18 protein-coding genes are annotated in these 18,023 nt (G+C 64.1%); 7 read left to right on the top strand and 11 right to left on the bottom strand.

Annotation, left to right across the window (positions count from 1 at the left end):
* The 4 genes from IEQ11_RS06655 to IEQ11_RS06670 all read left to right on the top strand — a co-directional run bounded on the left by IEQ11_RS06655 (window position 1) and on the right by IEQ11_RS06670 (window position 3,544).
* Window positions 1-891 carry a LysR family transcriptional regulator gene (locus IEQ11_RS06655; protein WP_046658858.1) on the top strand — a complete coding sequence of 297 codons (891 nt, stop codon included), beginning with the start codon at window positions 1-3 and terminating at the stop codon, window positions 889-891.
* 152 nt (window positions 892-1,043) lie between these two features.
* Window positions 1,044-1,622, top strand: a complete 579-nt coding sequence (locus IEQ11_RS06660) for a TetR/AcrR family transcriptional regulator (protein WP_057921039.1) — start codon at window positions 1,044-1,046, stop codon at window positions 1,620-1,622.
* Window positions 1,623-1,718: 96 nt separating this feature from the next.
* Complete coding sequence (locus IEQ11_RS06665) at window positions 1,719-2,546, top strand: oxidoreductase (protein ID WP_191821629.1); 828 nt, start codon at window positions 1,719-1,721, stop codon at window positions 2,544-2,546.
* Window positions 2,543-3,544: an NADP-dependent oxidoreductase gene (locus IEQ11_RS06670; protein WP_191821628.1), complete on the top strand. Its 1,002-nt coding sequence runs from the start codon at window positions 2,543-2,545 to the stop codon at window positions 3,542-3,544. The genes IEQ11_RS06665 and IEQ11_RS06670 overlap by 4 nt, the downstream gene beginning before the upstream one ends.
* 230 nt (window positions 3,545-3,774) lie before the next feature.
* Here the strand turns inward: IEQ11_RS06670 and IEQ11_RS06675 are convergent, their stop codons facing one another.
* The 3 genes from IEQ11_RS06675 to IEQ11_RS06685 form a co-directional block, all read right to left on the bottom strand.
* Window positions 3,775-4,881: an MFS transporter gene (locus tag IEQ11_RS06675; protein WP_343226530.1), complete on the bottom strand. Its 1,107-nt coding sequence runs from the start codon at window positions 4,879-4,881 to the stop codon at window positions 3,775-3,777.
* 145 nt (window positions 4,882-5,026) lie between these two features.
* Entirely contained in the window at window positions 5,027-6,061 is a 1,035-nt protein-coding gene (locus IEQ11_RS06680) for an alpha/beta hydrolase (RefSeq protein WP_191821626.1), read from the bottom strand.
* Complete coding sequence (locus IEQ11_RS06685; RefSeq protein ID WP_191821625.1) at window positions 6,058-7,125, bottom strand: NAD(P)-dependent alcohol dehydrogenase; 1,068 nt, start codon at window positions 7,123-7,125, stop codon at window positions 6,058-6,060. The genes IEQ11_RS06680 and IEQ11_RS06685 overlap by 4 nt, the downstream gene beginning before the upstream one ends.
* Before the next feature lie 130 nt (window positions 7,126-7,255).
* Between IEQ11_RS06685 and IEQ11_RS06690 the strand changes: the two genes are divergently transcribed.
* Window positions 7,256-8,143, top strand: a complete 888-nt coding sequence (locus IEQ11_RS06690; protein ID WP_191821624.1) for a LysR family transcriptional regulator — start codon at window positions 7,256-7,258, stop codon at window positions 8,141-8,143.
* 99 nt (window positions 8,144-8,242) lie between these two features.
* Here the strand turns inward: IEQ11_RS06690 and IEQ11_RS06695 are convergent, their stop codons facing one another.
* Window positions 8,243-8,893, bottom strand: coding sequence for an NAD(P)-dependent oxidoreductase (locus IEQ11_RS06695; protein WP_191821623.1), 651 nt, complete (start codon window positions 8,891-8,893; stop codon window positions 8,243-8,245).
* 214 nt (window positions 8,894-9,107) lie between these two features.
* Window positions 9,108-9,512, bottom strand: coding sequence for a DoxX family protein (locus IEQ11_RS06700; protein ID WP_191821622.1), 405 nt, complete (start codon window positions 9,510-9,512; stop codon window positions 9,108-9,110).
* 95 nt (window positions 9,513-9,607) lie between these two features.
* Between IEQ11_RS06700 and IEQ11_RS06705 the strand changes: the two genes are divergently transcribed.
* Window positions 9,608-9,988, top strand: a complete 381-nt coding sequence (locus IEQ11_RS06705; protein ID WP_191821621.1) for a winged helix-turn-helix transcriptional regulator — start codon at window positions 9,608-9,610, stop codon at window positions 9,986-9,988.
* 261 nt (window positions 9,989-10,249) lie between these two features.
* Here IEQ11_RS06705 and IEQ11_RS06710 read toward each other — a convergent pair whose 3' ends face one another.
* Window positions 10,250-11,845, bottom strand: a complete 1,596-nt coding sequence (locus IEQ11_RS06710; protein ID WP_484502702.1) for a pectate lyase family protein — start codon at window positions 11,843-11,845, stop codon at window positions 10,250-10,252.
* A 150-nt stretch (window positions 11,846-11,995) separates the two neighbouring features.
* Window positions 11,996-12,790 (bottom strand): pectate lyase, encoded by a 795-nt coding sequence (locus IEQ11_RS06715; protein WP_191821619.1) that lies wholly within the window; start codon window positions 12,788-12,790, stop codon window positions 11,996-11,998.
* A gap of 578 nt (window positions 12,791-13,368) precedes the next feature.
* On the opposite strand from IEQ11_RS06715, the gene IEQ11_RS06720 reads away from it, so the two are divergent.
* On the top strand, window positions 13,369-14,424 hold the full coding sequence (locus tag IEQ11_RS06720) for a LacI family DNA-binding transcriptional regulator (RefSeq protein WP_425494678.1): 1,056 nt from the start codon (window positions 13,369-13,371) through the stop codon (window positions 14,422-14,424).
* Between the two features lie 32 nt (window positions 14,425-14,456).
* On the opposite strand, the gene IEQ11_RS06725 is transcribed toward IEQ11_RS06720, so the two are convergent.
* The 4 genes from IEQ11_RS06725 to IEQ11_RS06740 form a co-directional block, all read right to left on the bottom strand.
* Window positions 14,457-14,897 carry a cupin domain-containing protein gene (locus IEQ11_RS06725; protein WP_247024742.1) on the bottom strand — a complete coding sequence of 147 codons (441 nt, stop codon included), beginning with the start codon at window positions 14,895-14,897 and terminating at the stop codon, window positions 14,457-14,459.
* Window positions 14,898-14,918: 21 nt separating this feature from the next.
* A complete protein-coding gene (gene kduD / locus IEQ11_RS06730) occupies window positions 14,919-15,680 on the bottom strand; it encodes a 2-dehydro-3-deoxy-D-gluconate 5-dehydrogenase KduD (protein WP_191821617.1) in 762 nt (253 codons plus the stop codon).
* A gap of 10 nt (window positions 15,681-15,690) precedes the next feature.
* On the bottom strand, window positions 15,691-16,536 hold the full coding sequence (kduI, locus tag IEQ11_RS06735; protein ID WP_191821616.1) for a 5-dehydro-4-deoxy-D-glucuronate isomerase: 846 nt from the start codon (window positions 16,534-16,536) through the stop codon (window positions 15,691-15,693).
* A 362-nt stretch (window positions 16,537-16,898) separates the two neighbouring features.
* Window positions 16,899-17,969 carry a LacI family DNA-binding transcriptional regulator gene (locus tag IEQ11_RS06740; protein ID WP_191821615.1) on the bottom strand — a complete coding sequence of 357 codons (1,071 nt, stop codon included), beginning with the start codon at window positions 17,967-17,969 and terminating at the stop codon, window positions 16,899-16,901.
* Between the last annotated feature and the right edge of the window lie 54 nt (window positions 17,970-18,023).

Here is an 18,023-nt window from a genome sequence, read left to right on the forward strand (position 1 = left end):
ATGGACCTGTTGGCTCTGGCTGATTTCAATCTGGTGGCGCGCCATGGCGGCTTTGGCCGGGCGGCCAGGGCGGCCGATCGACCCAAGGCGACGCTGTCGCGGCGGGTCGCGGAGTTGGAGGCCAGCTTGGGCGTACGCCTGTTCGAGCGTGGCTCCCACGCCTTGAAGCTGACTCAGGAAGGCCGGGCCTTGTTCGAGCGCACCGACACCTTGCTTGTCGAGCTGGGCGAAGCGACCTCCGCGGTCGCCGCTGGCGGCGAAACGCCCCGCGGCAGGTTGCGCATCAGCGCGCCGTTGCTGTTCTCCCAGACCGCCATGGGGAAACTGTCCGCGCAGTTCGCGATGCGATACCCGCAGGTGCGCCTGGAAGTTACGACCGAAGACCGGCCGGTCGACATGGTGGAAGAGGGCTACGACCTGGTGATCCGGGTCAATCCCGATCCGGCCGAGCATTTGATCGGGCGCATCCTGCTTCGCGATCGGCTGGTGGCGGTGGCCAGGCCTGAGTTGCAAAGGCCGACGGCGGGTGCATCGGCGCCGGCGGTGGTGCGTTTGTCCAGCAATCAATCCGGCTGGGATCTGCTCACCCCTGAGGGCGAGGTGCGCGTGGCCATCGACCCGATCCTGCGGTTGGGCTCGCTCATCATGATTCGCGATGCGGTGCGCACCGGGATAGGCGCCGCTGTGCTTCCTCTGTCGCTGGTCGCTGGCGACCTGCGATCGGGGGCGCTGGTGCAGTGGGGCGACGGAAAGGGCCCGCCTATTGAGATCTGGGCGCTTTACCCATCGCGCCGCCTGCTCAGCGTGCGCGTCCAGGCCTTCCTGGATTTCCTGAAGCAAGCCTTTCCGCTGGGACAACCCGAAGAGCTGGCTGCCTACATCAAGGGTTGAGGATCGGCTTGCTGCAGCCCTGGCCGGGCCGATGGCGGCCGCCGATGCGAGGGGATCGGTGAGAGGTCGTCATTGGCGTGCAGCTACTGTTCCAGGCATGACTCGAAAACACTGTTGCGGTGGATAGCGGGGTCATATATGATGAGCGTCATATGGCAAGAACGCCCGCCAGCTCGAAAGAAGCCACCCGCGATCGCATCGTCGACGCTGCCGCGCGCGCCATCCGGCGCAGCGGTTATAACGGCACCGGCGTCGCGGACATCATGAAAGCCGCCGGCCTCACCCATGGCGGCTTCTACGCCCATTTCGACTCCCGCGAGGCCATGCTCGCCGAGGCCGCCGATCGCGCGGGCAGGGACGCCGTGGTGCTGATGGAACGCGTCGCCGCTTCGGTGCCGCCACAACAGGCGCTGCAGGCGATGGCGCGGGCCTATCTATCCGAAACCCACGTAAAAAGCATCGAAACCGGGTGCGCGACTGCCGCGCTCGGCTCCGAAATGCCGCGTCAGGCGCCCGATGTACGGCGTGCCGCCACGCGGCGGATCAAGGAAATGATCGATCTCGTCGCCCGCCATTCGCCCGATTGGGGCCAGGCCGGCGCGCATGAGCACGCTCTCGTCGCGGTATCGACGATGGTCGGCGCACTCGTGCTGGCTCGCGCGGTCGACGACGCACGACTGTCCGATGCGCTGCGCGAGGCAGCGCTGAACCACCTCACCCCGGCCGACTGATATGGCTCGCCGTATCGGCTCTCTTTTCGCTAATTATTATGATGATCGTCATATTCGATTGGGCAACATCTACCAGTCATTGCACGCAGGCACACCATGAAGCTTAAAAAATCCATAGCGCTCGTCACCGGCGCCTCCTCGGGCATCGGCAAGGCCACGGCGGAGCGTCTGGCGGCCGCGGGGTACACGGTCTACGGCACCAGCAGGCGCGGGGCTCAGGCGGGCCAGCTGCCTTTTTCGATGCTGCCGCTCGACGTGACCCGCGATGAATCGGTCGACGCCGTCGTCAAGGACCTGCTGCGCCTTGAGGGACGCATCGACCTGTTGGTGAACAATGCCGGATTCGGCGTCGCTCCGGCCGGCGCGGAAGAAAGCTCCATCACCCAGGCTCAGGCCATCTTCGATACCAACTTCATGGGCATCGTGCGGATGACGCGCGCCGTCGTCCCGCACATGCGGCGCCAGGGCGGCGGACGCATCATCAACATCGGTTCCGTGCTCGGTTTCCTGCCGATGCCGTACGGCGCGCTCTATGCCGCGACCAAGCACGCCGTGGCGGGCTATTCGGAATCGCTCGACCATGAGCTGCGCACGCGAGGCATCCGTGTTTCGGTGATCGAGCCCGCGTACACGAAGACGCAGTTCGACGCGAACTTCCTCGAGCCCGACGCGAAGCTCGAGGAGTACGATCAGATCCGTGCGTCGCTTGAGGTAACACTCAAGAACGTGATGACCGCCGCCGACCCGCCCGAGGTGGTGGCGGACGCGGTGCTCACGGCCGCCACCGCGGCGCATCCGAAGCTGCGATACACCGCCGGCAAGCTCGCCGGGCGCTTGCGGATGCTTCGCCGGTTCGCGCCGGCCGCGGTATTGGATTCGGGAATCCGCAAAGACCTGCGTCTCGATGCGAGGAGCGTGCCATGAAAGCCTTCATTCTCGATCGCTACGGAAAAACCACCGGCTTGCGCATGGGCGACCTGCCCGAGCCGAAGGTGGGCGAGGCCGACGTTCTGGTCCAGATCCACGCCGCCAGCGTGAACGTCCTGGATTCCAAGATCAGGAACGGCGATTTCAAGCTGATTTTGCCCTATCGCCTGCCGATGGTGCTGGGAAACGACCTGGCTGGCGTCGTGGTTCGCGTCGGCGCCAAGGTGCGGCGGTTCAAGCCGGGCGATGAGGTCTATGCCAAGACCGACAGCACGCGGATCGGCGCGTTCGCCGAAATGATCGCGATCAACGAAGATGCGGTAGCGCACAAACCCAAGACGCTCAGCATGGAAGAGGCTGCATCGCTCCCGCTGGTCGCGCTGACCGCGTGGCAGGTTCTCGTCGAACGGGCGAAGCTGAAGCGAGGACAAAAAGTCTTCATCCACGCCGGTTCCGGTGGCGTGGGAACCGTTGCCATCCAACTGGCGAAGCATCTCGGGGCCTTCGTGGCGACCACCACCAGCGCGGCCAACGCGGACTGGGTGAAGCGGCTCGGCGCGGACGTGGTCATCGATTACGCCAAGCAGGATTTCGAGCAGGTCCTTCAGGGCTACGACGTCGTCCTGAACAGCCTCGGCGCGGACGTACTCGAAAAATCGCTAAGTGTGCTGAAACCCGGCGGCAAGCTGATCTCGATCTCCGGCCCGCCCGATCCCGAGTTCGCGAACGAGATCGGCGCTTCTTGGTTCATGAGGCAGATGGTGCGCCTTCTGAGCCATAGCATCAGGACGAAAGCCAAGCGCCGTGGCGTGAACTATTCATTCCTCTTCATGACACCGAGCGGCGATCAGCTGCGCGAGCTGGGTTCCCTCATCGATTCCGGAGCGATTCGCCCGGTAATCGACCAGACATTCGCGTTCTCATCGACGAACGAAGCGATGGCGTACGTCGACAAGGGCCGGGCAAAGGGCAAGGTCGTCGTAAAAATACGCTAGGAACCTTCTGATGAACCGGCGAGACTGAGCGAGGTACTAAAGCCGAGACCGCTTCGCGGCCCGACGCCGTCTCGGCGCTGTCGTGATCAATTCTTTTCCGACAGACGAAGCGGCAGTGCGTTTGAGAGGTCAGTGGACCTCATCACTCGCATGAGCCGCCGCTTCGGCACGCGATGCGCAATGGAAAAACATCGCCCGCATTCAAGACGCGCTCCCTGGCCGGGCGCGGATCAGGTGGATTGCGATCGCGACGTCATCCAGGACAGGAATGCCGCGAGCAACAAAACCGCCGCACTCGCCATGAAGCTGGCCTGGTAGCCGGCGCCATCGAACAGCGCGCCGCCGATGGTGGAGCCCAGGGCGATGGCCAACTGGATCACCGCCACCATCAGGCCGCCTCCGGCTTCGGCGTCCTTCGGCAAGACCTGGGCAATCCAGCTCCACCAACCCACGGGCGCCGCGGTGGCGAGCAAGCCCCATAGGCCGAGCAGAACGGCCACGGTGTCGACCCAGGCGCCGAAGGGAATCAAGGACAAGGCGATGGTCGCCATCAACACCGGAATGATGATCAAGGTGCGGTAAAGGCTAGCCTTGAGAAACGCGCCGACGATCGTGGTGCCGACGAAGCCGGCCAGTCCTATCCCCAACAGGATCAGCGACAGCGTCGACACATCCACATGCGCCACCGTTTCCAGGAACGGACGCACATACGTGAACAACACGAACTGCCCCATGAAGAACGTTCCGCAGGCGGCCATGCCCAAGGCAACGGTTCGACGCTTGAGAAGACGAAACACGTTGCCGGAGTCCGCCGCGCGCGTCGCGGTGATGGCCGGCAAGGCGGCCCACTGCCAGATAAATGCAATCACCGCCACGGGGATCAAGCACCCGAACGCGCCGCGCCAGCCGATGATCGAACCCAGGTAACTGCCAAGGGGCGCTGCGATCACCGTGGCGAGCGCGTTGCCGCCGTTGAAAATAGCCAATGCGCGTGGAACTTGCGCGGCCGGCACCAGGCGCATGGCGGTCGCCGCGGACATCGACCAGAAGCCGCCGATCACCACGCCGATGAGCGCGCGACCGATCATGTAGGTCGGGTAGTTCGGCGCCAGCGCGACCACGGCGCCGGACAAGGCCATCAGGGCGGTCAACCCCAGCAACAGGATCTTGCGATCCATGCCGCCGGCCAGCGCGGAGATCGACAGGCTCGTAAGCACGGCGAATGCGCCGGAAATGGCGATGCCATATCCGGCCAGGCCTTCGCTGACGCGAAGGTCGGCGGCCATCGGCGTGAGCAGACTGACCGGCATGAACTCCGATGCGATCAGCGCGAACACGCACAATGTCATGGCGAACACGCCGCCCCAGTGAGTGGTTGGCGCGGTGGCTTCGTTCTGTTCGATGCCCGATCGAGCCTCCAGCGGGATGGTCATGATTTCGTCTCCGGGAATGGATGGCGACGCGTGTCGGCCAAGCGCCAACTCAGTTCGCGCCCAGGTTCTGCCGGAAGAACGCCGTCAGCTGGTCGAACGGAATCAGCTCGACGCGGTCGTAGAGATCCACGTGGCCCGCGCCCTTCACCCACAGCAACTGCTTGGGTTGACCGGCCAGGCGATACGCCTCCTCGCTGAATTCTTTGGAGTGCGCCTGGTCGCCCGCGATGAACAGCATTGGCCGCGGCGAGATGGTCCCGATGTCGTTGAACGGGTAGAAATTCATGAACTTGACGTTGCTGGTCAGGGTCGGGTGGGTCGTCAGTTCGGGCGACGAGCTCGCCGGCGTGAACTCGCCGCGCGCGGTGCGATAAAAATCGTAGAACTCGCGCTGGATGGGGTGGGTATTCGCATCGAGTCGATGCACCGTCCCGCTGGTGTATTGCGTTTCGCCCCCATCCGCTTCAACCCAACGCTGCTTCGCGGCCTGCGCGATGATCGCCTTGCGTTGTTCGATGGTCTGCGAATGATTCAGCGCATCGCGGTTGGCCGCGCCCATGTCGTACATGCTGACGGTCGCGATGGCTTTCATGCGCGGATCGATCTTGGCCGCGCTGATGACGAAGCTGCCGCTGCCGCAGATGCCGAGCACGCCGATGCGCTCGCGGTCCACGAACGCCTGGGTGCCCAGGAAATCCACCGCCGCGCTGAACGCCTCGGCATAGATGTCCGGCGCGACCACGTTGCGCGGCTGGCCCTCGCTCTCGCCCCAGAACGACTGGTCGATCGCCAGGGTGACGAATCCCTGCTCGGCCAGTTTCTGCGCGTAGAGGTTGGAGCTTTGCTCCTTCACCGCGCCCATCGGATGCCCCACGATGATCGCTGGGTAGCCGACACCCGGTTTGCGATCCTTGGGCAGGAACAGGTTGCCCGCGATCTTCATCCGGTATTGGTTGTTGAAGGAGACCTTTTCCGCGATCAGCCTGTCGCTCTTGTAGAAATTGTTCGCGCCGTTCGACATGTCTTGCCCCACCGCGGTGAATGAGCTGGCCGCCAAGGCCAGCGACAGAAGCAGCTTTTTCATTGGTCTTTCCTTGCTGGAGCGGACAAGGTCGCGTTGTCGATCACGAAGCGATACTCGACCTCGCCCTTGAGCATGCGTTCGTAGGCCTGGTTGATCTGATCGGCCCTGATCAGCTCGACCTCGGCCACGATCCCGCGCTCGGCGCAGAAATCGAGCATCTCCTGGGTTTCCGCGATGCCGCCGATCATCGAGCCGGCCAAGGTGCGGCGCTTGGTGATGAGGTTGAACACGCCCGCAGACGGATGCGGGCTGGCCGGCGCGCCGACCAGCACCATCGCGCCGTCGCGTTTGAGCAATACGAGAAACGCGTCCAGGTCGTGCGGCGCGGCCACGGTGTTGACGATCAGGTCGAAGCTTTTGGCGTGCGCCGCCATTTCGTCCGAGTTGCGCGAAACCACGACCTCATCTGCTCCCAACGCCAGGGCGGCCTCGCGCTTGGACTGTGAGGTGGTGAACGCGACGACATGCGCGCCCATGGCATGGGCGAGCTTGATGCCCATATGGCCCAGGCCGCCGATGCCGACCACGCCGACCTTCTTGCCGGGGCCGACGTTCCAGTGTCGCAGCGGCGAGTAGGTGGTGATGCCCGCGCACAGCAACGGCGCGACCGCCGCGAGTTGCGCCTCGGGGTGACGTATACGCAGTACGTAGCGCTCGTGGACGACGATTTGCTCGGAATAGCCGCCCAGCGTCCAGCCCGGAGCATCCGCGGTCGCGAAGTTGTAGGTTCCGACCATCGCGTCGCAGTAATTTTCCAAGCCGCTCGCGCAGTCTTCGCAATGCTTGCAGCTGTCCACGATGCAGCCGACGCCGACCAGATCGCCTTGCTGGAAGCCCGTGACATGCGCGCCCACCGCCGTGACCCGCCCCACGATTTCATGGCCGGGCACGCACGGGAATTGGGTGCCCGCCCACTCGCCGCGCACTTGATGGAGGTCGGAATGGCAGATGCCGCAGTAGGCGATGTCAATCCGCACGTCGTGGGGCCCGGGCGCGCGACGGGTGATTTCCATCGGCTCCAGGGGCTTGTCGCCGGCATACGCGCCGTAGGCTTGAACAGGCATGAGTGAGTTCCAAAGGTCCGCCAGGAAAGGTGCGGGCCATTGTGCTCACCCGTGATCTACTTGATTAGGCGATCAATTCTTTTAGGCCTTATAAGTTTCACTAATCAATCAGCCATGCCAGACTGAGCCCATGGCACGCCGCAACCTCAACGATTTGCTGGCTTTCGTCTGCGTGGCCCGGGAAGGGAGCTTCACCCGCGCGGCCGCTGTGCTGGGGGTTTCCCAATCGGCGCTCAGCCAGGCCATCAAGGCCTTGGAGGAGCGGTTGCAGATCCGGCTTCTGACCCGCACCACGCGCAGCGTATCGCCCACGCCGGCCGGCGAGCGGCTGCTGCTGGCGATCGGAAACCGCTTCGACGAGATCGAGGCCGAACTGGATGCGCTGACGGAACTACGCGACAAACCCGCCGGCTCGGTTCGAATCACCAGCGGCGACCACGTCCTGCGAACGATCCTGTTGCCCAAGTTGTTGCCGCTGATGCGTCGTTACCCGGATATCAACATCGAGTTCGATGTCAGTTACGGGCTGCGCGACATCGTCGCCGATCGCTTCGATGCCGGCGTCCGCCTGGGCGAAAGCATCGACAAGGACATGATCGCGCTGCCGATCAGCCCGAAGCTGCGAATGGCCGCCGTCGCGACGCCGGCGTATTTCGAAAAGCACCCGATGCCGAAGGTTCCGGACGACCTGACCCGACACAATTGCATCAACATCCGCTTCCCCACTTCCGGCGGCCTGTATGTCTGGGAGTTCGAGCGCCGCGGCCGACAGGTGAACGTGCGCGTGGCCGGGCAAGCGGTGTTCAACACCTCGCCCCACATCGTGCTCGCCTCACTCGACGGACTGGGCATCGCGTTCCTTCCGGAAGAAGAATTCGCGCCCCACATCGAAGAGGGACGTCTGGTTCGCGTGCTGCAGGACTGGTGTCCGCCTTTCTCCGGCTATCACCTTTACTACCCCAGCCGTCGGCAGCACTCGCCGGCATTCTCGCTGGTCGTGGATGCGCTTCGGATGTGACAGCGCTGCTTGCTTGATGACCGCGCGAATCGCACGGCGGCATTCACTCGCGTTCGCGCTCACGCGATTGCGACAGGGGAATTTTCAGTAGCGCTGCATTCAGGCCGAGCTGATTCCAGGCGCTTTATTGAGGTGCTCGTTATTGACGACCTCGCGGCTCGATATCTGGTTGAACATGAATATGGCCACATCCTCGCGGGCCACTGTCATCGAATGCCTGGTGTGGCCATACAGACCGACAATCGGCTGCCGCGCGGCGGGGCGATGGGTCAAGATCGCGACACGCACCATCGTCCAGTCCAGCTGCGAAGAACGTATCGCTCGCGAAAGTCCGATGATGTCGCGATAGGAACTCGGCAGCAGAAGCTTGATCATCAGCGCCTGAAGCCGGACCTTCCAATCCGGGCCGTCCTCCGGGTCCGGGGCCGTGCCGGTCGAAATAGCAATCAGCCGCTTCACGTTCTCGAGCTTCATCGCCGCGATGATGGCTTGCGTGGCTGCGGTAATCGGCAGGTCGTCGGGATGTCGCGGCGAAGTCGGGCCGAGCGCCGACAACACGGCGTCGGACCCGCGAATCGCCACCCTAAGCAACTCCACGTCGGTCAGATCGCCACGGATGATGCTCACCATGGGGTGCTCGAACGGGCTGTTCGATCGCGCAACCACGGTGATTTCGAAGCCGCGCTTCAAGCCTTCGTCGATCAAGTACTTTCCGGTCTTGCCGGTGGCGCCAAAAATCGTAACTTTCATATGCGTTCTCTGATAAATCCCGTCTGTGGGCACGGCGCGTCGCGGTGCCCATCGCCCGGTACGGTCTTTCAGCCTTCGCCCCGATGGATCAGCGCGCGCTGTCGATGATCATTCCGCCATCGGGGGCGAGGCTGTATCCGGTCAAGAACCGGGCATCGACCGGCGCCGGTCACCACGGCGACCTTTCCGGCGAGTCGAGCCATCCTGATATCCATTAGTTGGCCACCTGGTGCTCCACCGCTGCGGGGGCGTAGGGCGAAGCAAGTTCGCGGGCGGCGTTCTGGGTCATGAACGATGCGATCAGCAGTGCCAGACCCGCCGCCGCCGGCAGGGCGCCGCCGGGTTTGCGGGCATTGAGATGCGCCGATGCGGACAGCAGCAGGTGATAGAACATGCCGGCATAGGCCAGGTCGCTGAGCGCCACGCTGATGCGCGAAACAATCGCCGCCACCGCCAGGATCTTCACCGTGGTGAGAATCGGTATGAGATAGCCGGGATAGCCAAGCTCGGTGAGTGCCTGACGAACCCAATTTGTTTTCACGACGTAGGTCGCCGCGGATGCCATGTAAAGCAGGCACAGCAGCGCCGTGCTGATCCAGTAGGCGTAAAGTTGAAACATGAGGTCTTCCTTCGCGAAGTCCTTTGCTTGGACTTTCGCGAAGAATGTCGCCTAACATGGAAGGCGACAAGCAGGATGAATAACTGGTGGCTAGCATGGAAAACCAGACTATTGGCGACCGCGAGATCAACATGCACGAGGAAATGCGGCGGGCGTTCGCGCTGCTCTCGGGCAAGTGGAAGCTTGAGATCATGTGGTTGCTCAACCAGCGCACGTATCGCTTCGGCGAACTGCGCAAGGCGATACCCGGAATCAGTCAGCACATGCTGACCGCTCAGCTGCGCGAGCTCGAGATGGACGGCCTGGTGTTGCGTACCGTCTTCGCCGAGGTGCCGCCCCGGGTCGAGTACGAAATCACGGCGAAGGCGCGAGGGCTTTGGCCCGCAATGCAGGCGCTGACCGCGTGGTGGAACGAGTACGGAATGAGCGTTCCGATAAAGCCAGGTACACGTGGGCGCAAAGCCAAGGGCGTTTGAGTATCGCGGTACTCGGTTGATGCCAGGAAAATTCAGTTGTAGCTAACCGGACCACCGGTTTCTTTGTCCGAGCGTCCGCCTCATCGAGCGTGGTGCCCGCAAGTTGAGGCTGACGCCCGAGGGCGCCAGCCTGCATGCGCGAACCGTTGATCGTTTCGGCGAGATCGCGTAGAGGGCGAGGATTGAAGTGCGTTATCGGCCGACCGCGCGGCGTTCGCCAGACAGTCAGGCCGTTGCGTTCGAACTGTCTTCGACAAAGCCTTAGTTGACGACTCGCATCCATTGCTCCGCCGTCATGCTCAGCTTCCCGGCGCCCATCGAGGCACGCAAGGCGCCGAGCTCATCGATCCGATGCATCGTCATCGGGTAGGAAGGCACGCCATTGCGCCAGACGAACGGCACCTGCGCCGCCTGCGCCGGGCCAAGCGTGCTTCCCGCTGCGCCGCTGTCTCCTTCCCAACTGGCCCAGACGATGCCGCGATCGAGGAACGTCGCCTGCTGCGACGACACCGGCATGTACTGGGTGTCGCTGGCAAACAGCACATGGCGAACGCCGAAGGCCCGGATAGCGCCGGTGTAACGCGAATCGTTGGGATCGGTCTGATTGTTCCTAAGCGGGGTGAACACACCCCAGAACAGGCTGCGCTCGACCTGGACCGCGCCGCCTTCGGTCGACACCGAACCATTCAACACCACATCGAATTTGTAGGTCGGCGAACTGCCCTCGACCTTGGAACGCAGGGCCGGATTGGCCTGGACGACGGCGTCGCGGGTGGCCTTCATGATCCGCGCATTGGAGCTGTCGACGTACAGGTTGTAGGCGTGCACGTCGCCGCCGCGCAACCGCGGCATGCGGTCTTGCAGGTCGCGATAGTGGTTGTGATGCAGGGTCACCGTATAGGACGAAAGCCCTTCCAGATCGTTGGAGCCGATCAGGTGTCCCTTCTTTTGCGGCAGCGAGATGTCGACGATTTGCTGCCTGGTGAAGAAGCCGCGCAGGAAGTCGTACATCGCATTGGCCGAGCGATTGGCTTCGAGGTAATCGAACTGGCGCGCCACGAAGCTGCCCGGCCCGCTGGGCGGAGGAGCGGTTTCGATCCACGACACGGTGATGTTGTTCGCGCCCTTCTTGATGTCGACCACGCCGTCGTAGGCTTTGCTGAAACTGCAATGGTCGATCCAGATGCCCGAGGTCACGCCGCCGCCGTCGCCGAGGGTGACGAAATCCCAGTCGTTGCTGTCGTAATCGCCGCGGGTTCCCTCGTCCCATTCCCACAGCTCGTCGAAACGCAGATTGCGCAGGACCAGATTGGTTCCGCTTTTGATGTTCAGCTCGACATGGCGCAGGGTGGATCCGTTCCTGGAATAAATCGTCAGCCCGTTGAAGTTGGTTACATCGAGCAGGGACACGCCGCTCGCGATCAGCGACGGATGCTTCTTGGGCGCCTTGTTCTGACGCAGCAGCCCATCGGCGCGGGCCGCGTCGTCGACTTCGTTCCAGCCCATGTCGAGGTCGTTGGCGATCTCGATGACCTTGACCGGGGTGGAACTCGACGTGCGCGCGGCGCGCAGCGCGGCGATGAAACCGGCCGGCGTGGTCACCCGCCGGTACCTGGCGTCGGTTTCGGCGATATAGCCGCCGCCGGTGACGCTGGCCGCCGCATAGCCTTCGATGTTGTACATCGAAATGCCCGCGGCCGCGGCCGGCATGAGGCTTGCGACGCCGAGGATCAGCGTCGCAATCAAGCATCGACCGCGGCGGCGCCGCTGCTGGGCTTGGTGGTGCAAGCGCGGCGGGGGCGCTGAAACGACGGCGCGCGCGATCTGTAACGAACGACGGCTGGCGACGGTTTGCATAGGGACTCCAGTGACCGCGCGCGGCACGCGCGGTCGGTCGATTGATCTTCGGGATCGAAGCAGCGGACCGGCATGCCGTCGCGCTGTTCATCGATGACTGCCGAAAGCGCTTGTATGTCGGCGGCCGCGAACGGCGGCGTCGACGCGGCCTTAGCGGATGGTGCAGGCCCCGGGAACCGGCGAGATTTCGCTGGGTTCGCCGCTGGTCAGCCCGAGATATTCGACGCATTTGCGCCCGGAGGTCGAAACGCTGGTGAGCACGGCCTTGTCGCCGGCCACGCCGTTGGCGTAGCGCGAATTGATGCCGGCGATCGCGCCGGTCTCGGTGGCGACGACATTGCTGACCTGCACGGTCCGGCTGTACTGGGTCGAGCAATTGCCGCATGAGCGATACAGCTTGCCGGCCTTCTCGATCTCGAAGTATTCGATCTTCATCGTGCCCGGGCCGTTGTGCTGAAAGACCTTGTCCTTCGCCAGCCGCGCCCCGCCGCCCTGGATGAGAAACACGTCGGAGGCCTTGTTGTTCTTGAACGTCGCCGCGTCTTCGCCGACGTCGTCCCAATAGACTTCCGACAGCGTGCAGGTGCCGTAGCAATGAATGCCGTCGCCGCCGCGGCCGCGATAATCGCGATTGGTTCCCGATTTCGAACCGTCGCCGATCACCACGTTCCTGAGCACCGCGTTGTTCCTCAGGATGAAGGTCGGTTTCTGCTTTTCGGTCTGGTCGCCAGGGTCGCCGACATAGCGCACCGCGGTGCCGGCGGCGCAGTTGTTGCGCTGCGCCGCATCGTAGGTCTCGCCATCGACGGTGATGGTCTTGATGGCGCTGCCGCTGCCTATGTCGATGGTCTTGCACACGTTCGGAAGATCCAGCGCGAAACAGGAAGGAGACACCAACAGCAGCGCCAGATAGATGCAGTGCCGGAATCCTTGTGTTGTGTTCATGATCGAACTCTCCTTCAGCAGGTTGATTGGAATGTCGTGCGTGCTGCATCGACGCCGTCGCATGGCTGCAGCGGGCGTCAGTTATAGGGAGCTCATGCGGCGCAGCATGATGATGCGAGTCACAAGGCCTGCATCGGATCGCGGTCGCGGCGATGTCCCCGGACAGGCGTGTTGTCCGGGGACAAGTGTTCAATCCCGCGTCACGGTTGGTTGCGCGCCACCGGATGCAAGTCGACTCGGTCGGTCTTTGCGCGTCGCACGCGATCTTGTTTCTACGATGTCGGTCGCGGCGCAACAGACGATTCCGACGGTTCGAACGCCATGATCGAATCGCGAGGGTTGACGCAGCTCACGAAAGAACCGGTACCAGGCATGACGCCGGTTCCAGATCGGCCCGCCTTGAGCGAATCCAGTGGTCTTCCCGCACCGCAGCATGCGCCGCGTTCGGGCCTCTGCTAGTGTATGACTACCGGTGTCATATTCTGGCGATCAGGATGATGCATGACGACATGTCCAGGGCGAAACGCGCGCGTGGGCTTCGTGACGGGGCGTTGAGCGGATCGGCGCTCGCGGACCGCATGGCGATGGCCGGATCGTCGACCGTGGACGACATCGCGCGCTTGGCCAATGTCTCGACCAAGACCGTATCGCGGGTGATCAACAAGTCGCCCCTGGTCAATGCCGAGACCCGCGAGCGCATCCTCGCGCTGATGAGCGGCCTGCGTTATCCGGGCGGCAGTCAAATGCCGGCGGAGACCGCGCCGCGGCGAAACTTGATCGGGCTGGTCTACGACAATCCCACCGCGCACTACGTCATCGAGATCCAGCGCAGCGTGCTCGCTGCGCTGAAGGACAGCGGCTTCGAACTGGTCGTGCACCCCTGCGACAGCAATCGCTCGGATTATGTCGACGGCGTGCGCCGTTTCAGTCTGCAGCACAAATTGCACGGGCTGATCCTGATTCCACGTGTGTCGGAGGATGAGCTGCTGGCGACGGCGCTGCGCGAAACCGGCTGTCGTTATGTCCGCGTCGCCTCGATTCCCCTGGACGACCCGATGCGAACGGTGCTGACGCGCGATCGCCAGGCCGGTATCGAAGCCGCCCATCATCTGCTCTCGCTGGGGCATCGGCGGCTGGGCGTGATCACCGGGCCGCGGCGTTATCGCTCATCGATCGAGCGCGCGGAAGGTTTCGCCCAGCACCTGGCCGAAAGCGACGTCGGGCTGTCGTCGAAATGCGTGTATCTGGGCGGCTATACCTTCGAATCCGGCGTGGCCGGCGCGGAGTATCTGTTGGCGCAGACGCCGCGACCGACCGCGATCTTCGCCTGCAACGACGAGATGGCGGCGGGCATCTACAAGGCGGCCATGCGTCTGGGGCTGTCGATTCCGGACGACCTGTCGGTGGTCGGTTACGACGACAGCCCGCTGGCTTCGCAACTTTGGCCCAGCCTGACCACGATCCACTTGCCGGTTTCCGATGTCGGACGTCTGGCGGTGCAGTCGTTGCTGGGTCGCCCGGCAGCGGACAAAGCCGCGGCTGCGATGGTGGGTTGGCAGGCGGCGGTGACGCCTCGCCTCACCATTCGCGACTCTACCGGCGTACCGACCGGGCATCGATCGGAGGCGTGCTGAATTCGCCGCAAACCCGCGGTCGGATCGAATCGTCAGCGTTTGCGCCTGTAGACGACGATGATGCTCAGGTCTTGCGCGCCGGTCTGGCGAAGGCCGTGGCGGCTGCCGTTCCGGGTCAGCACGGCGTCGCCGGCAACCACGTTGCGTCGTTTCCCATCCAGGGTCAGCTCGCCCTGTCCCGACACGATATAGTAGATCTCGTCCTTGTCGTTGGTGTGTTCGCCGATCGACGCACCCGGATGCAGCGCGCGTTGGCGGAACACGATGTCGAAATCGCTGGCGTGTTCGAAGAACGGATACGCGGTCGTCGTGCCGTCGCCTTCATGCGGTCCGGGCTGCTCCACCGCGATGTCGGCGGCGCGCTCGACGTACGAATCCGAGCGCGAGAGCAGGGCGCGATCGGCGGCCAGGGCCGCCGGTGCCGCGAGCGCCGACGCGATGACGATGGCTTGGCTGAAGGCGTGGAGATTCACGATGAAAGCTCCGATTGGAGGTCAGCGGGCCAGCCAGCCGCCATCGACTGGCAGGATCGCGCCGTTGACGTAGTCCGAGGCGCGGCTGGCCAGAAACACCGCCGCGCCGCCGAGGTCGGAGGGCTCGCCCCAGCGCCCGGCCGGAATGCGCGCGAGGATGTCGCGATTGCGCGACTCGTCGGCGCGCAGTTGCGCGGTGTTGTCGGTGCTCATATAGCCCGGCGCGATCGCGTTGACGTTCAGCCCCTTGCCGGCCCATTCGTTGGCGAGCAGACGGGTGATCCCGGCCAGACCGGATTTGCTGGCGGTGTAGGAGGGCACGCGGATCCCGCCCTGGAACGACAGCATCGAGGCGATGTTGATGATCTTGCCGCGTCCGCCGGCGATCATGCGCTTGCCGGCGGCCTGGGCGAGAAAGAACGCGCTCTTGAGATTGACGTTCATCACCGCATCCCAATCGGCCTCGCTGAAATCGATCGCGTCGGTGCGCCGGATCAGGCCGGCGTTGTTGACCAGGATGTCGACGCCGCCCAGCGTCCGCACGGTGTCGTCGACGATGCGTTCGATCGGCTCCAGGCTCGACAGATCGGCCTCGATCGCATGCGCGCGCCGGCCCAGGCCGCGCACTTGCTCGAGGGTGTCCTGCGAGGAGCCGCTGGCGACGCAGGCGATGTCGGCGCCGGCTTGCGCGAGCGCGAGCGCGATGCCCTGGCCCAGGCCGCGATTGGCGCCGGTGACCAGGGCGACCTTGCCGTTGAGGCTGAAAGGATGGTCGTGGCTCACGCGCGCGTCCTCACTTGAGCTGGCAGATGTCGAGTTGATGCATGTCGGTGTAGTCGAGGTTCTCGCCGCCCATGGCCCAGATGAAGCAGTAGTTCTTGGTGCCCGAGCCCATGTGGATCGACCACGGCGGCGAGACTACGGCCTCGTCGTTGCCGATCACCAGATGGCGCATGTCGGCCGGTTCGCCCATGAAATGCATGACCCGCTGATCGCCCAGATCGAAGTAGAAATACACCTCCGAGCGACGATCGTGCAGATGCGGCGGCATGGTGTTCCACACGCTGCCCGGCTTGAGCACGGTCAAGCCCAGCAGCAGCTGGCACGAGCGGCAGGTGGCCGGAACGATGTACTGATAGATCGTGCGTTCGTTCGAGGTTTCCAGCGCGCCGCGTTGCAGCGGCACGGCCTGGTCGATCGAGATATGCACGGTTTCGTAGCGCGCGTGCGCCGGCGTCGAAGCGAGATAGAACTTGGCAGGCTGCGCGGCATCGGCTGAGGCGAAGCTCACTTCGGCGCTTCCCATCGGCACGTACAGGCCGTCTCGGGGTTGCAGCGAATAGCTTTGCCCATCGACCACGACCGTGCCGGCGCCGCCGCCGACGTTGACGATGCCCAGTTCGCGGCGCTCGAGGAACGGCTTGCCCGCGGCCGAGGCCGGTTCGCTGTGGACCGGCAGACTGACCGTCGCATGCGTGGGCGCGGCGCCGCCGATCACGAAACGTTCGTTGTGCGAATAGTTCAGGCGCACCTCGCCGTCGGCGAACAGGTCGCCGATCAGATAGCGATCGCGCAGTTGCTGGTTGCTGGCGCCGGCCATCATGTCCGGATGGGTCGCGTGATACGTCTTTTGGAACATCGGGGAACTCCCTGGAAGCGGGCGCGCACGGCGCGGCGTCGGTTTCGAGCGATTCTAGTCCCGAAAGGTAACCGGTGTCATTAGCCTGGACAAGAGCTGTCAGGTGGGGGTTGGCGGTCGGGATTCATGGCCGCGCCTGCGTTGCCGGCAGCGGTATGGGCGGGGCATCGCGGGTCGATGCGCGCGCGGTGGTGAGCGCGTTCGCTAGGCCACATTCGCCACCGGATTCGCCAGCGGCGTGACGCCGGATCGCTGGCCGGCGTTCTATTGCGTGGCCGGTCGCAAACGATGCGCGATCACACGCTCAGGACCCGCGTGCTTTCGCGCGCAATCGCTGTTGATATGGCCGTACTTGCGCTCGCTCAATACGCCGGCGGCTGACAGGAATCGCGCACGATCAGATGCGGCCGCACGCTGGCCGAGGCCACCACCGCGGCGGCGCCGGACTCGGGCTGCAGCAGCATCGAAGCGGCGATGCGGCCCATGTCGCGCACCGGCAGACGCACCGAACTGAGCGCCGGCCACAACCGCGAGGCCAGCGGGCTGTCGTCGAAACCGATCACCGACAACTGCTGCGGAATGCTGATGCCCGAGCGCAGCGCGACCTTGTATACGCCGGCGGCCATTTCGTCGTTGCCGGTGAAGATCGCGCTGGGCCGCTGGCTGCCGGAGAGCAGCAGTTCCGCCGCCGCGACGCCCGATTCGAAGGTGTAACCGGCCTCGACGATGCGCGTGGACGGCAGTTCTATGCCGCGCTTGGCCAACGCATCGACGAAACCGGCGGTGCGCTCGTGGGCCGAGCGGTAGCTCGACGGACCGGTGATCAGGGCGATGTCGCGATGTCCCAGCGATTGCAGATAGTCGGCCGCTTCGGCGGCGCCGTCGCGGTCGTGGGTGATGACCATGCGCGAAGATTCGTCCAGCGACACCGAGGCGATGCGCGAGTAGCGACAGCCGATATCGGCGAGCATGTCGGCCAAGGCCTGGTCTTCCGACACGCGCGGCACCAGCATCACCCCGTGCAGTTTCTGCTGCTGGACGAAGCGGCGCACGCCGTCGATATAGCCCGGGCTGCGGCTGTCGCAAGGGTGCACGACCAGCTCGAAACCCGAATCGCGGATCGCGTCGAGCGCGCCGTACTGCATGTTGACGATGTACTGCGCGGTCGGGTTGTCGTAGACCATGCCGATCAGGAACGAGCGGCGGAACGCCAGCCCGCGCGCGAACGGATCGGGGGTGTAGTTGAACTCGCGCATCACCGCTTCGACCCGCTCGCGGGTTTCCTGATGCACCAGCGGCGACTGATTGAGCACCCGCGATACGGTCTTCTTCGACACGTCGGCCAGACGCGCGATGTCGTTGATCGTCTTGGCCCGATCCGGGATCGTCCGCGCCTGGGCCGGAACAGGTGCTTCAGTTTTCTTGCGCGGCATGGGCGAGGGAGCCGGGGGAGCGTTGTGGGGATTCTAGCCCGCATCGCCGGGTCA

Origin of the sequence: Lysobacter capsici (genome assembly GCF_014779555.2) — a bacterium.
In the GTDB taxonomy this organism is placed as follows: domain Bacteria; phylum Pseudomonadota; class Gammaproteobacteria; order Xanthomonadales; family Xanthomonadaceae; genus Lysobacter; species Lysobacter capsici.